This is a genomic window from Arenicella chitinivorans (genome assembly GCF_014651515.1).
Taxonomy (GTDB): Bacteria; Pseudomonadota; Gammaproteobacteria; order Arenicellales; family Arenicellaceae; genus Arenicella; species Arenicella chitinivorans.
The window spans coordinates 47789-61231 of the sequence record NZ_BMXA01000004.1; the positions used below are offsets into that span (position 1 = coordinate 47789).

At 51.4% G+C, this 13443-nt stretch carries 10 protein-coding genes; 7 read left to right on the top strand and 3 right to left on the bottom strand.

The features are described from left to right. Positions 1-4: 4 nt before the first annotated feature. Positions 5-709, bottom strand: coding sequence for a gamma-glutamyl-gamma-aminobutyrate hydrolase family protein (locus tag IE055_RS11985; RefSeq protein ID WP_189401390.1), 705 nt, complete (start codon positions 707-709; stop codon positions 5-7). Between the two features lie 4 nt (positions 710-713). Then, complete coding sequence (locus tag IE055_RS11990) at positions 714-1751, bottom strand: amidoligase family protein (RefSeq protein ID WP_189401392.1); 1038 nt, start codon at positions 1749-1751, stop codon at positions 714-716. A gap of 431 nt (positions 1752-2182) precedes the next feature. Between IE055_RS11990 and IE055_RS11995 the strand changes: the two genes are divergently transcribed. The 7 genes from IE055_RS11995 (at position 2183) to IE055_RS12025 (ending at position 10577) form a co-directional block, all read left to right on the top strand. Next, complete coding sequence (locus tag IE055_RS11995) at positions 2183-2380, top strand: CsbD family protein (protein WP_189401395.1); 198 nt, start codon at positions 2183-2185, stop codon at positions 2378-2380. A 97-nt stretch (positions 2381-2477) separates the two neighbouring features. Next, positions 2478-2669: a hypothetical protein gene (locus IE055_RS12000; RefSeq protein WP_189401398.1), complete on the top strand. Its 192-nt coding sequence runs from the start codon at positions 2478-2480 to the stop codon at positions 2667-2669. 22 nt (positions 2670-2691) lie between these two features. After that, positions 2692-3198 (top strand): Dps family protein, encoded by a 507-nt coding sequence (locus tag IE055_RS12005; protein WP_189401401.1) that lies wholly within the window; start codon positions 2692-2694, stop codon positions 3196-3198. A 123-nt stretch (positions 3199-3321) separates the two neighbouring features. Next, positions 3322-3915 (top strand): superoxide dismutase, encoded by a 594-nt coding sequence (locus IE055_RS12010; protein ID WP_189401404.1) that lies wholly within the window; start codon positions 3322-3324, stop codon positions 3913-3915. 57 nt (positions 3916-3972) lie between these two features. Then, the gene (locus IE055_RS12015; RefSeq protein WP_189401407.1) at positions 3973-5280 is read left to right on the top strand and encodes a DUF2254 domain-containing protein; all 1308 of its coding nucleotides are present in this window, start codon (positions 3973-3975) and stop codon (positions 5278-5280) included. A gap of 12 nt (positions 5281-5292) precedes the next feature. Continuing rightward, positions 5293-7062, top strand: coding sequence for an autotransporter assembly complex protein TamA (locus IE055_RS12020; RefSeq protein WP_189401410.1), 1770 nt, complete (start codon positions 5293-5295; stop codon positions 7060-7062). Beyond that, positions 7059-10577 carry a translocation/assembly module TamB domain-containing protein gene (locus IE055_RS12025; protein WP_189401413.1) on the top strand — a complete coding sequence of 1173 codons (3519 nt, stop codon included), beginning with the start codon at positions 7059-7061 and terminating at the stop codon, positions 10575-10577. Before IE055_RS12020 ends, IE055_RS12025 begins: the two co-directional genes overlap by 4 nt. Positions 10578-10591: 14 nt before the next feature. Here IE055_RS12025 and IE055_RS12030 read toward each other — a convergent pair whose 3' ends face one another. Then, positions 10592-13174, bottom strand: coding sequence for a glycoside hydrolase family 3 protein (locus IE055_RS12030; RefSeq protein ID WP_229794270.1), 2583 nt, complete (start codon positions 13172-13174; stop codon positions 10592-10594). Between the last annotated feature and the right edge of the window lie 269 nt (positions 13175-13443).

The window sequence follows — 13443 nt, forward strand, 5'->3', positions numbered from 1 at the left end:
TGCATCAGGCTAGATCGAGGCTTGGTCGGTTCGAATCAAATTCGTGCACTCCGGCGGCGAACGCCTTGAACAAGGTTAGGTGGCGCGACTTCCATAGCAAGTACTCCGGGTGCCATTGCACACCAATCAAAAACGGTTGATCTGACGCCTCAATAGCTTGGACAAACCCGTCTGCATCGCGCGCGGCGACCGTTAAGCCGCCACCTAGATTCCGCACAGCCTGACTGTGTAAGCTATTTATCGCCAGTGGCCGTTCACCCAGAATAGATGCCAAGCGACTGCCCACCTCCAACTCCGCATGCTTAATCGGAAATAGACTATTGCGGTTCGGTGTATGTCTTCGTAATGGTCGTATGTCTGTATATAAGTTGCCACCATGAACGACATTCAGCAGTTGGGCGCCGCGGCAAATGCCCAACAGCGGCCAATGGTGCTTCAATGCGTGGTTGATAGTGTCGATCTCCAGCTGGTCACGCGCAGCATCGTAATTCACGCCTGCAGTGCCAGTCAAACCATAGTGGCGCGGATCGATGTCATCGCCGCCGCCAATAATGACGCCCGAGACATTGTCTGGCAACTGCGGACGATTTGGTGTGACGTAGACCGCTCGAATACCAACGCGCCAAAGCTGCAGACGCGCAGCCCACCAGCCGAATGTCAACCGCTTATCTGGCCCGGTAACGACGACCAAAGGCGTATTGTCAGACATGTCGCTAGCTCCCCAGGTTTGCACTGTGTGGATTTGGTAATGGCAGGAGCTCTTGCAGACGCTCGGTCCAGTCGTTGCCAAGCCCCGAGAACAGACTATTAAGCTTTGCACTGTATTCAGCGCACACTTCCGTCAATCGGTCGTCCTGTGCCAATTCTTCGACCGCCATCCACAGTTCGACGCTCCGGTTCAGGTTCCAATCCGGGTTATCAATTTCACAATTTGGCAACCGGTAATGAAAGGTCGGTCGCGGATTAATTCGATTGTCGTCGACCACGGAGCGAACCAAATCTTCGTCGATATACGCAAACATGGGTAGCATATCCAAACTCCGGTTACGGGTCGGATTCGCGTCCAAGTAGTCGGTTATCAAAGACTGCATTGTTGGCTGATAGCTTTTATCCAGCACCTTGAGTATGTAGTCCTGATCAAAATGGTTGATATAGGGTGTGATCCGTCGTGAGAAATCCACGTCGCCAACTTTCAAAATCCATTCATACAAGCAAAAGAAAGCCTTCAAGTGCCGCACAAGATACTCTACAGACAACACACAGGGCTCCGGATTCAAGTGCACGCCGAACGCGTAGTGCATGGCAGCGCGTGTACCACGTGCGCCAGCGGCACGCAGGTCGGCTACCAGCGGGTAGAGGCGGTGGTAATCATCCAGGGGCAGTGGTGGCGTTACGATTTCCCATGGTACTAAATTGCCTGCCAACCGCGAGACCGTTTCGATATAGGTCTTCTCCAACCCATCGGCAGCATCGACCGGGTTACCGGGAATACCCGACTTGGTACCGAGCTCCTGAATCTGTTTGGAGTCCATCTCCAACTTAAATGTACCAAGCCTTTCGGTTTCTAAGGTCACCACAAACGGAGATTGCCACTCGATTTCGCCGCCCATATTTGTTTGCATGATTTTCGCGATCTGTTGCGCGTCCATACCCGCGAATTCCAGCTCAACGCCGATTCGTCGCGGTTCACCGTTGTGGTTGGTCGCGCGGGTCAAGCATGCCTTGGCGAGCAAGTTTGCAGAAGTAGACATAATTCGAGTTCTCCATAGTTCTGTCTGAGGTTTGCAGTTCACACAGCAATATCTGTACCAGACTACTGAGCTGCTTGTGGCATCTAGGTGAAATAGCCTAACCCATTGGAAAATCAACCGATTATGCGGTCACGCTAACACTACTGCGCGTTATAAACATCGTTCAAATCTCATGGCTGGGGCTTATCCCCACCACCTTGGGGGATTGCAACCACTGGGCCGACTTTGAACTCAATAAAGCAATGAGGAGAGATCGAGATTCAGCCTGCCTATTTTAAATTGACCTAAATAAAACAAGTACTTAGAAACCAATCATCGACACTAAAACTAAACTTGGCACGGTTTCTGCTGAGTGCAAGTCACTCAAGCTTGATAGCGGTTGCGTACCGCCCGATCAGGCTTAAATACTAACCAACGATCAGGAGTTAAAAATGAATTTAGACCAACTTAAAGGCAATTGGAAACAGTTGAAAGGTGACCTGAAAAGTGAGTTCGGCAAGCTAACCGATGATGAAATCATGCAAGCCGAAGGTGAAGCGACCGTGTTGCTCGGAAAAATTCAGGAGAAATACGGTGTCACCAAAGAGCAGGCTGAAGAAAAGCTGGACGATTTTCTGGCGCGCCACTAAGCACTGTCGAGATCAACTGAATAAGTGGGATCAGCAAAGGGTTGATCCCCAAACAACGTATCACTTTAAACACGCTGCAATCTGAAACGGAGCAACCATGTTTATTAGAGCAATTACGTCACTCATTATTACCATCACAACCGGCGCAATCGAAGTATTTCGGTTAGCCGATATCGCACCCGAGATCTTGTATCTGGTGTTTGTAATAGGGTTGGCCAGTTCGCTCTTCTATCTGCTCCCGTCTCGGCACCTTGAGGCTCGCTTGGAGCCAAAATCATTACGCAGCTAACACACGACTATTAGGAGAAACAATGAGTAACGAAGTACTAGACATTAACGCAACTGAAACTGACAGTAACAACGGCATAGAGCGAGACAACCGTAAAAAGCTGGCTGAAGAACTCGGTCTGATTTTGGCGAACTCGTATGCACTGTATGCCGAAACACAGGGTGTGCATTGGAATATTGTTGGCCCCATGTTCTACAGCGTTCACAAGTTGACCGAGGCACAATATGAAGATCTGGCAGAGTCAATTGATGAGCTGGCAGAGCGCATCCGGGCGCTGGGCTTCAAGGCACCAGCCGGACTCGGTGCCATGCGTGAGCTCTCTTACATCACGAGTGACATTGACTACACCAATGCACGCGAGATGCTTGAAGCGTTGATCGAGGACAACGAAACCCTCAGCCGCAAAATGCGGGAGGTTGTTGAGATTGCCGCAGACGCTGGCGACGTTAAAACCGAGGATTTGTTAACAGAACGCATCGGTCAATTGGAAGAAAACGTCTGGATGCTGCGTGCAGTTGCTGCTGAGTAATTGATCTGCGAGAGTTATTCGCTACGAACGCACGGCAGTCACCGGACTGACCAAACCACGAAAGCGAGGCGCTTCGGATCATCGGGGGCCTCGCTTTTAGGCTGTGTTCCAGCGCCAACAACAATGTCCATTCAACTGAAATCACTGCCGTACCGCTATCACGAGCTAGAACCATTCGTGTCAGCTGAAACACTACGTATTCACTACGAGCAGCATCACAAGAGGTACGTAGATAATCTCAATAGTGACATTGAAAATACCGCTTTAGACGAGAAGGGGTTACATGAGATCATTCGTGATGCTGAGGGGCGCGTGTACCAAAACGCTGCGCAAGTTTGGAACCATAATTTCTTCTGGCAATGCCTCACTCCGCATGGCGGCCAATATCCCAAAGGGGGGCTGCTAACAGCCATTGAGGACGAGTATCATTCGTTCGCTAATTTTCAACAGTTGTTTGAGCACAGTACTGCACGACGCTTTGGCGCTGGCTGGACCTGGTTGGTCCAATTGTCTAACGGCCGACTACAAATCATCAACACACGCGATGCCGACACACCGGCCACTGACCCAAACACACAACCATTGCTGGTGATTGATGTTTGGGAGCATGCCTACTACATTGATTACCATTATCGACGAGCGGATTATGTACGTCAGTTCTGGTACTTCGTGAACTGGGAGTTTGCTGCACGCAACTATTCGCAGGCCGTATCGTAGCCACACAGTTATACTTCACGGACAGATCCGTACAAAACACCATTTAGCGAGGCCGTTATGAAACTTTGGTTGTTTCAAATCATGTTCAATATTCGATACAGCTATTGGTTCATACCTGGCGCTATGTCGGTCGGTGCGATTATGTTGGCGGCCGGATTAGTCGCAACCGATATCTATTTGATGCCCGACATCCCGCCCTCGTGGGAATGGCTATTCAACAGTAATCCAGACGGCGCGCGTGCGCTCCTATCCACCGTTGCCGGTTCAACCATTACCGTGGCTGGTGTGGTGTTTTCGATGACCATTCTCTCGGTGTCGCATGCGACTGCCAATTACGGCTCGCGACTGTTACTGCGCTTTCTGGAGGACCGTCGCAACCAGTTCACGCTGGGCATGTTCACCGCAACCTTCATCTATTGTCTGTTGGTACTGCGCACGGTGAGCAGTGGCGATGGAAATCAAGCGACGGATTTTGTACCGCACCTCGCTATTCTGATGGCGGTCACCCTATCCGTCATCAGTGTCGCGGTACTCATAGCATTTATTCACCATGTTCCAGATACCATCCACATTGGCGAAGTGACGGCTGATCGCGGCAAAACGCTGATTGGACGCTTGGAACACCTATTCCCCAATACAACACCACCGCAATCTGCAGATCTGCCCATTAATCCTGATTTGGTGCTGGGCAGCAAAGGCTATGGTTACATTCAAGCCATGGACATCGAGGGAATCCTAAAATACGCCACGCGCAGCAACCTCTGTGTCACCGCACGCAAGGGACCTGGCCAATTTGTCAGCACCAACGAGTCGTTATTCGAAGTAGCCGGGGAATTTGAAGACCGCGACACAGTGCGTGATCGTTTGTCTGGTTTTTACAATTTAGGCGCAGAGCGAACGCCGACACAAGACGTTCGCTTTTTGATTGAAGAACTGGTACAGATTGCTGCACGCGCTTTGTCGCCGGGGATTAATGACCCATACACAGCGAACACCTGTATGGACTGGCTGGGTAACGGCGTGGCCGCCAGCATAAATCAGACGCATCGAGGTGGCGCTTTAATGGATGAAGATGGGCGTATTCGCGTGCGAGTACCAACGTTCACGTTCGTTGATTTATGTGAATCTATTTTTAGTTCGATGCGACCTTACGCAACGACTGACTATAATGCCACGCGGCACATGGCCAAGGTCTTCCAAAGCATTCTGGACTGTGCAAACGAAGGCGACAACAAACAGTGTGTGTTATCACATGCTCGTGCTTTTTTGACCGATGCCTTGGACCAGCACACCAGCACTCGGAGTCGAGATGAGATACGCCGTGCTTACACTCAGTTCAATACCAACCACGACAGCACGAGCTAACAACGTTTCACAGTGAAAGCATTCCCCATCATTTTCAGTATTATTCTGGCTGTAAGCGCACCGACGGGCGCTCTGCGAGCCAACGATTCCGTACGGCCAAAGCTTGAGTTCCGAGGTATCGAAGACCCTCTACTCGAGAACGTCAGGCGCAATGTACGGCTGGCAACCCGCTTGCAAGACCCGAGCCCCATTACCACCGGTGAGATGCGTCGCCTGCAACGTCGTGTCACCAACGAGATCAAGCAAGCACTACAACCTTACGGTTATTACAACCCGACAGTGCGTAAAGACAGCAGCGAATCAACGGATACCTTGGTCTACCAAATCGAACTCAATGCGCCAGTCCGTATCAATACCTTGAACTTATCACTACCGGAACCTGGCCAACAGCAAATCGAGTTCGCAAATTGGCGTGAGACCTATCCGTTGCAGGTCGGTGACATTCTGGTACAGCCGGTGTACGACGCACAAAAAAAGAGCCTATTGTCCACCGCGCTGCGTCTAGGCTATTTTGACGCGCGCTTTACCGAACATAAAATCACCATCAACGCGCAACGTACACAGGCCGACATCGCCTTAGTGTTTGACAGCGGCATCCGCTACAAAGTCGGCAACATCTCCCTCATCTGGTCAACCGAGCAGCGGATTAGACAAAAGATTGACGACGACGTCCTCATGCCGCTAATCACAACTACGCCAGGCAAGGATTATGATGCGGATGCATTAAGCAAAACACAGCGTGAATTGGCAGGCACCGGTTACTTTTCCAGCGTCAATGTACAAACCGGCGACCCCAACAGTACCACCGGCGAAGTGCCAATCGATATTATTCTGACACCCAGTAAAAGTCGCGTTTATCATGCTGAAGTCGGTGCCGGAACTGACACCGGATTACGCGGCGGCATCGGCTTCGAAAATCGACGACTCAACCGTAAGGGCCACAGCCTCAACCTCAGACTGGGCGGGTCTGAGATTAAGCGTTCTGCCATCATCAATTATCGGGTGCCTTTGCCCCGCGATAAACTCGATAGCTTGAACTATTTTGGCTCCCTGGAAGAAGAAATCGGCGACACTCGTCAATATCAACTTACCCAACTCGGGACCGAGCTCTCCGTCGCCTGGAATGATGCGTTGCTTAATTTTGGACTCACTGCCAGTCGCGAAAAATATACGCGCCTAAACCAGCTGAGTATTGCCCAAGAGCAAACTACGGACCTGTTGATGCCCAGTATAGAATGGTCTCGCACAGTGCGCGACGACCTCTATTATCCCACTCAAGGCTGGAGTGCTTCAATTCTGCTGCGCGGCGCCGATCAACGCCTTGCGTCCGACATTGACCTTGCACAAATCATCATCGATGCCAAAAGTTTGCACAGCATTGGGAACGGCAAAATCAAAACCCGCGTTAAACTCGCGGGCAGCTTGATTGACGAAGCTGTGAGCCTACCCGAATCACTCGGATTCCTTGCTGGTGGTGACGACAGCATTCGCGGTTACCGCTATGAAAGCATCGGCGTGGAGCGGAATGGCGTCACCACGGTTGGTAAGAACCTTGTCGTTGGCAGCCTTGAATACCAACACCCTATTAAATCAAACCTTGCCTGGGCAACCTTCATTGATGCTGGTGATGTATTTGACGGCCACGCTCGCTATAAAAAAGGCGCAGGAATTGGTTTACGCTGGCGACTACCATTCGGTGCGTTGCGCCTAGACCTCGCGTCGGCACTTGACCGAGCGGGCGACCCAGTCCGAGTACATTTTAGTTTCGGGACAGATTTATGAAGATTGTTCTAAAATGGGGTCTTTACATACTGCTGGCACTGATTGCCAGCATGTGTCTGCTCGTATTCTGGCTGGCGAAAACCGAATCTGGACTGAACTGGCTGGTACATCGGTTGCCTCAAGTCAATGAGGTACGAGGGCTAACCGGAGACTTAAGTGCATTTTCGTTCGAAGTACTGCACCTTGACCTAGGCACCGGCCATGTCACGGTACGCAACGGGAAGCTGCAGTGGGAACCAACCGCACTGCGGCATCGCCAGATATTGATAGGCACAATCGAAGCTACTGAAGTTGCAATTGCCTTGCAACCAGTACAACAGAAAACACCTTTCAAACCCTGGCAAGGAATCAGCATTCCGGCCACCATTCAAGTTCAACATGCACACATTCAAAATCTAACGCTGCGTGACATACAGAGCAGTCAGAGTGGGTTGGAGATCGATGGAATCAAGGCGCAGGTCCAGGTCGAAAACAACCAACTTCGGCTTGCAAAACTCGAGATCGACGGCTTGATGGGGAACGCCAAGAATCAGGTCGACATCACCGGCACTGTTGACCTGCGCGCACGATCTCGCGGGCCAGTCGACCTACAAACACAGCTTCAATGGCAACTTGGTGAACACCAACTCCGCACGCACGGCAGGCTGCATGGTCAATGGCAAAAACTGGCACTGTCTCAAACCGTTACCAGCCCGCTACAAACAACAATCTCTGGACAGATAGAAGATCTACTGAGCACCGCGATACGCTGGGAAAGTCAACTTCAAAGCCAATCCATCCCTGGCCAATCGTTGCTCGGCAAACCCGTTGCTCTCCAGCCTGGCAAACTTAACTTTGAGGGCAGCTTTCAGCCGGATAAAGGGCTAGCCGGTCTTACCGCTACCTTACGAGGCAGCGCGCTTGGTGGGAATGAAATGCTGTCATTTTGGGCCTTAGATGCAGACCTCGCGTATGCGCAAGACCAACTGACCGTGCAGCATCTGAAACTCAAACAGCAAGGTAACGAATCGCCAATGACGGCCCAAGTCTCGGGCTCGGTTTCTCAATTAAGTCAAGGTATGCAAAATTCTATCGTCGCCTTGCAGGGGAATATTGAGGATGCCACCTGGCCCTTACTCGAAGCAAGTCCGATACTCACCGCTAACGCAAACTTCAAGCTCACCGGTCGGTACGGGGAATACGCGTTATTGACCAATGCTCGTGGTGACCTTCAATCGCGCCCGATGCAGGCTGATCTCAACGTGCTACTCGGCATCGACCGTATCCGTGTTAACCAAGCGCGTTTCAGTAGCGGACAAACCATTGCGGAAGTAGAGGGCGAACTAGGTCAAACACTGGCCTTGAACTGGCGCTTAACTGCACCGGACTTGAACGATGTATTCCCGCAGCTTCATGGCCAGATCATCAGTCAGGGAAAAGTAAGCGGTAACCAGCAATCACCGATCATCGACGCCTCGCTGGATGCCCAGGCGCTGTCGCTGGGAGACCTAGCCATCGGCAGTCTAAATGCTGAGGCACAAGCCTCTCCGTACGATCCCAACGCACCGCTGCAAATCATGCTCGATCTCGGTGGCTTGCAGAGCAACGGCCAAATGCTGGCACAACAATTGACCATTAGTGTTGTTGGCACCAGTGCCCGCCACACGATGGACCTGGACGGGACACTCACACCGAATCGCGATCTATCGATCAATGGTACCGGTGGTTTCAATGCCAGCACCTGGTCCGGACGGTTTAACACAGTACAACTCACCGATCCGAGATTGCGCGATTGGCAATTGCAGGCTCCAATGGTAGTGACGCTAGACCAAAGTCAGGTCAGTGTGTCCAACACGTGCTTTGTCAACGGCGGGCAATCTGTATGCGGGGCGTTTTCTAGGTCACCGGCCTCCACCAACGCCAACGCCGAACTGCGAGATCTGCAACTAGCCAACCTAAACCGATTCATAATGCTGTACGACTTGCGCGCGTCAGGGGTTGCCAATGGAGAACTCCAACTTACTCAACGAGGGGCAGGCACTACCGCTCAGATTAGTGGCCAACTGCGATCAGACAATGCCATAATCAGCTGGGAAACCTTGAACGACGAGCAGTTAGAAACGGAAAGCCTGGCGTTTGAGTCGATAACCCTGTCGGTAGAACAACAAACTTCTTTGTCCGTGCGCGCGGACATTGAGCTGGAGAATAGTGACGGCGGTCACCTAAAGCTCGATGTGGCAAGGCCGTTCGGCAGCTCCGACTTTGAGTCCGCTCCGATCGAGGGCAGCACCACGCTGACAATTGCTGACCTATCTGTCATGCCGCCGTCGCTGTTGAACGACATCAACCTAAACGGACAGCTCGGTGTCGATGCCATCATTGCCGGTACACTCGCCGAACCGACGATTGATGTAACCGCCGATATCGACGATGCCGTCGCCCGAGTCCATCAGCTTGGCCTCAACTTAAAAAACATCAATCTCAAAGCCCGTTCCGACGGCAGCCCACAAATCCGATTAACTGGCGGGATGCAGTCCGGTGAAGGGCAATTGGATTTCGACGGCGTGATCGATGTCCAGCAGCTCAAACAGCCAACAATCAAGCTCACCCTGCGTGGGCAGGACCTGCAACTCGCGAACACCAACGATCTGCTCGCGGTCGGCGACGTAAACATCCAAACCCAAATCAGTAGTGCCTTGGTCGACGTCTCCGGCGACATCCTGATCAGCCAGGCCGAGTTGGATTTTAAAGTTCCAGAAAGCGCGGTACTGGCATCGGACGATGTGATTCTGGAAGGCGAAGATTCGCTGCGAACTCGTAGTAAACAGCGTCTCGACCTCGTCATCGACCTTGGTCCAAAAACCCATTTTCAAGCTCAAGGCTTGGACGCTACGCTGGCCGGAAAACTACGTGTGTATCAGAGACCGAATGGCATTGTCCGCGGCGAAGGGCAAATCAATTTGCGGAATGGACGTTACCAAGCATACGGGCAGGATCTGGCAATCGACCAAGGCAAATTGGTATTCACCGGAGGCAGTATTGATGACCCAACACTCGACATTCGCGCTCAGAAAACCGTCAACGACATGACCGCCGGTGTTGCCGTAAGTGGCCGCGCTCGAAGTCCAAGACTTAATCTTTATTCCACGCCAACCATGCCGGATCAAGACATACTGTCGGTGCTCATCTTTGACAAACCGGTCACTAGTCTGGGTTCACAAGACGGCATTACGCTGCTACGGATCGCTAATTCATTGCGCGGCGATGGACAAAGCCAAAGCATGATTGAAAAAACCACGGATAAGATTCAACAGACCCTTGGATTGACGGATTTAGCCTTGGACGTTAATGGCAACAGCCCCACAATTCAGGCAGGCAAACAACTGTCGTCAAAATTTTACGTTGGCTACGGTTATGGATTATTGGATGCGACTCAGTCGCTAATTCTTAAATATCAGTTGAATGATGCGTGGTCGATTAAAGCAGACGTCGGCGCCGACAGCGGCGCCGATCTACGATACCAGATAGAACGTTGAAACGTAAAACTGACTCAATTACAGGAAATCGCGGATTCCGAGTTGGTAATCACTATCTCAGAAAACGATAATTCCAGCTTACCACGCGACCGCAATTGGAATGGCACATCGATTTTTGTCAGGTTTGCACCAGCTTCGCTAAAGCACGACAAGGCTACTTGGATTGACTGCCACTCATGTCGAGGTAAGGCGCGCAATTGCGGGGCAAGATTGACGCTGCCGTTGCAGTTCACACCGCATAACATACTGAGGGTAACATCTGAATCCGAGATTTCCCCAATTCTGATCTGCATCCGCAAGACTGCCGAATCGCCAAACGTATTCGTCAAGTCCATCGGCTGGTCAGCAGTCAATGCGTACACAGCATCCCCGCCTGTGAACTCCAATAAGCGGGCGTCTTCTTGGAGTTCACGATCCAATGTCCGAATTTTTAGCCCCGCGACTTCCAGCACATTCGAGCTCATCTCCTGCAACTCTGTCACACGACCGGCCATTCCAGTCAGCGGCAATTGCACGGATTTACGGAATAGCACACGCTCTGTTACAGCTTTTTGGTGGGGCATTGGGACCCGTAATTCACTTAGGTTATCCGCGAACGTTGATGGTTCACCGTACCGCAGGCCAAACCCGTAGGGCAGTAGCGGGGCATAGTTCTCATCGCCTCGGTTAAGCACCGTTTGATCCGGACGAGCTGGCCATGAGAAGGACAGTCTACCTGTGAAATCATAACGCACGGTCCCATCGGGGGCTCGAAATAGCACGTCCGCCACACCTATACCTTCACTGCCAGGTAACCATGCAGCGACAAAGGCATCCGATGCGTTCAGTTCCGGGTTTACCCAAAGCGGTCGACCGGAAATAAACACCGATACGACTGGAATGCCTCGTGCCTGCAATTTTTTCAACAACGCCAAATCGCGTTTGTTACCTGCCTGATACTCAAGCGTCGCAATATCGCCATTCCCCTCGGCGTAGGGCTCTTCGCCAAATACCACAATTGCAACATCGGGTTTTTGCTGGTAATCGCCGTTAACTGAAAGTTCGGCCACGCCACCAGCTTCCGATACCCAGTGCTCAATCCCTTGAAATATCGACGTACCGCCTGGAAAATCATTATTTTTGTTGCCTGTGCCTTGCCACGTGATAGTCCAGCCACCGGACTGTTTACCAATATTGTCAGCGGCATCACCGGCGACCAAGACACGCTGATTCGGATTCAGCGGCAATAGCTGCGCGTTATTCTTCAACAATACTAACGACTCTCGAACAGCGCGTCGTGCGATTGCACGATGTTCCGGCGCACCAATGATTTCCAGCTTGCCAGATAATGCACGATTTGCCGGACTCGGCTTATCAAACACGCCAGCACGTATTTTGACCCGCAATACGCGACTCACGGCATCATTAATTCGGGATTCGGAAATCTCACCGCTTTTAACCTGCGCAATGGTATTAAACAGCAACGGCTTCCACGCATCCGATGGTGCCATAAATACATCGAGGCCAGCGTTAATAGCCTGACTGCAACCTTGATTGCTACAGCCTTTGATCTGGCCATGACCGAGCCAATCACCAACGACAAAGCCATCAAAACCCATTTTGTCTTTCAGTACATCGGTCAAAAGATATTTGTGGCCATGCATTTTTTTACCATGCCACGAATTAAACGACGCCATCACTGTCTGCGAACCCGCGCTCAAACCGCCAACGTAGCCCTGGGCATGCAAGTCAAAGAGATCTTGTTCTGACGCAATATTATTGCCCTGATCGACACCGTCTTGCGTACCACCATCACCCAAAAAGTGTTTGACGGTCGAAATCACGTGGTCATCATCCAAGAAATTCGACTCGCCATAACCGCCCTGAAGGCCTTTAACAATTGCAGCCGAATAGGCTCGGACAATCTCTGGGTCTTCTGAATACCCTTCGTACGTGCGCCCCCAGCGATCATCGCGCACCACGGCAACCGTAGGCGCGAATACCCAATCGATGCCGGTCGCCATAACCTCACGCGCCGTCGCACCAGCGATTTCTTCAATTAACGCAGGGTTATTTGTCGCACCTAGGCCGATATTATGTGGAAACAACGTAGCACCGATCACATTGTTATGCCCGTGTACCGCGTCGGTTCCCCAGATCGTGGGGATTGACGAGCCGTCCAACGTATCATCCACTGAGGCTTGATACATGGCTTCCGCTAATGCAACCCAATCTTGCGGCGTGGCATGCTTATTATTATTGGGGAATGCGCCACCACCATTTAGATATGACCCAAAGCCGTAGCGCCGCATATCTTCAACCGTCACATCGCGAATTTCAGGCTGAATCAACTGCGCTACTTTTTGCTCGAGTGTCATCCCAGCAATGATCTCTTGAATTTTGGTTTCGACCGACGCCTCTTTCGGTTTGATTGGTAGCTCTGGCCAAATTGAAAGATCGAAGTTACCACTACTAGAAGCGACTTTTTCGCCGTCAAATTTAGATAGAACTTCTCCGTTGACCTGAGGGGCATCATCGCAGGCACTAATTAATAGCAGTGCGATAGAGAGACCCAAGGCTCTCATAAAGGGGGCGATTTTGTGTTTAAGATTCGGCATTATTATTTTTATGTTTCGGCATTCCAATTGCTGTTTTATGAAGACGGTCATGCCACCTCCTAAGTCAGCATGACGAGTACCGAATAGTGCGTTAGCGCACTTTCGGGTTCGACCAAGTAATTACATATGACGTAATTTGTACAAGCTCTATTGCTCTGCGTTGCGCAGGCCACGATACTTTTCTCTGGGCTTACCCGCGCAGACTATTAATCGCAATGCACCCCCTGTAGCGACGCGTCCAAGTTTAAGCAGCCTCGGTAATTTGGTCG

Excerpts from the sequence above, each read along its gene's own strand:
- IE055_RS11985 (WP_189401390.1), bottom strand. The coding sequence starts at position 709 with ATGTCTGACAATACGCCTTTGGTCGTCGTTACCGGGCCAGATAAGCGG.
- IE055_RS11990 (WP_189401392.1), bottom strand. The coding sequence starts at position 1,751 with ATGTCTACTTCTGCAAACTTGCTCGCCAAGGCATGCTTGACCCGCGCG.
- IE055_RS11995 (WP_189401395.1), top strand. The coding sequence starts at position 2,183 with ATGAATTTAGACCAACTTAAAGGCAATTGGAAACAGTTGAAAGGTGAC.
- IE055_RS12000 (WP_189401398.1), top strand. The coding sequence starts at position 2,478 with ATGTTTATTAGAGCAATTACGTCACTCATTATTACCATCACAACCGGC.
- IE055_RS12005 (WP_189401401.1), top strand. The coding sequence starts at position 2,692 with ATGAGTAACGAAGTACTAGACATTAACGCAACTGAAACTGACAGTAAC.
- IE055_RS12010 (WP_189401404.1), top strand. The coding sequence starts at position 3,322 with ATGTCCATTCAACTGAAATCACTGCCGTACCGCTATCACGAGCTAGAA.
- IE055_RS12015 (WP_189401407.1), top strand. The coding sequence starts at position 3,973 with ATGAAACTTTGGTTGTTTCAAATCATGTTCAATATTCGATACAGCTAT.
- IE055_RS12025 (WP_189401413.1), top strand. The coding sequence starts at position 7,059 with ATGAAGATTGTTCTAAAATGGGGTCTTTACATACTGCTGGCACTGATT.
- IE055_RS12030 (WP_229794270.1), bottom strand. The coding sequence starts at position 13,174 with ATGCCGAATCTTAAACACAAAATCGCCCCCTTTATGAGAGCCTTGGGT.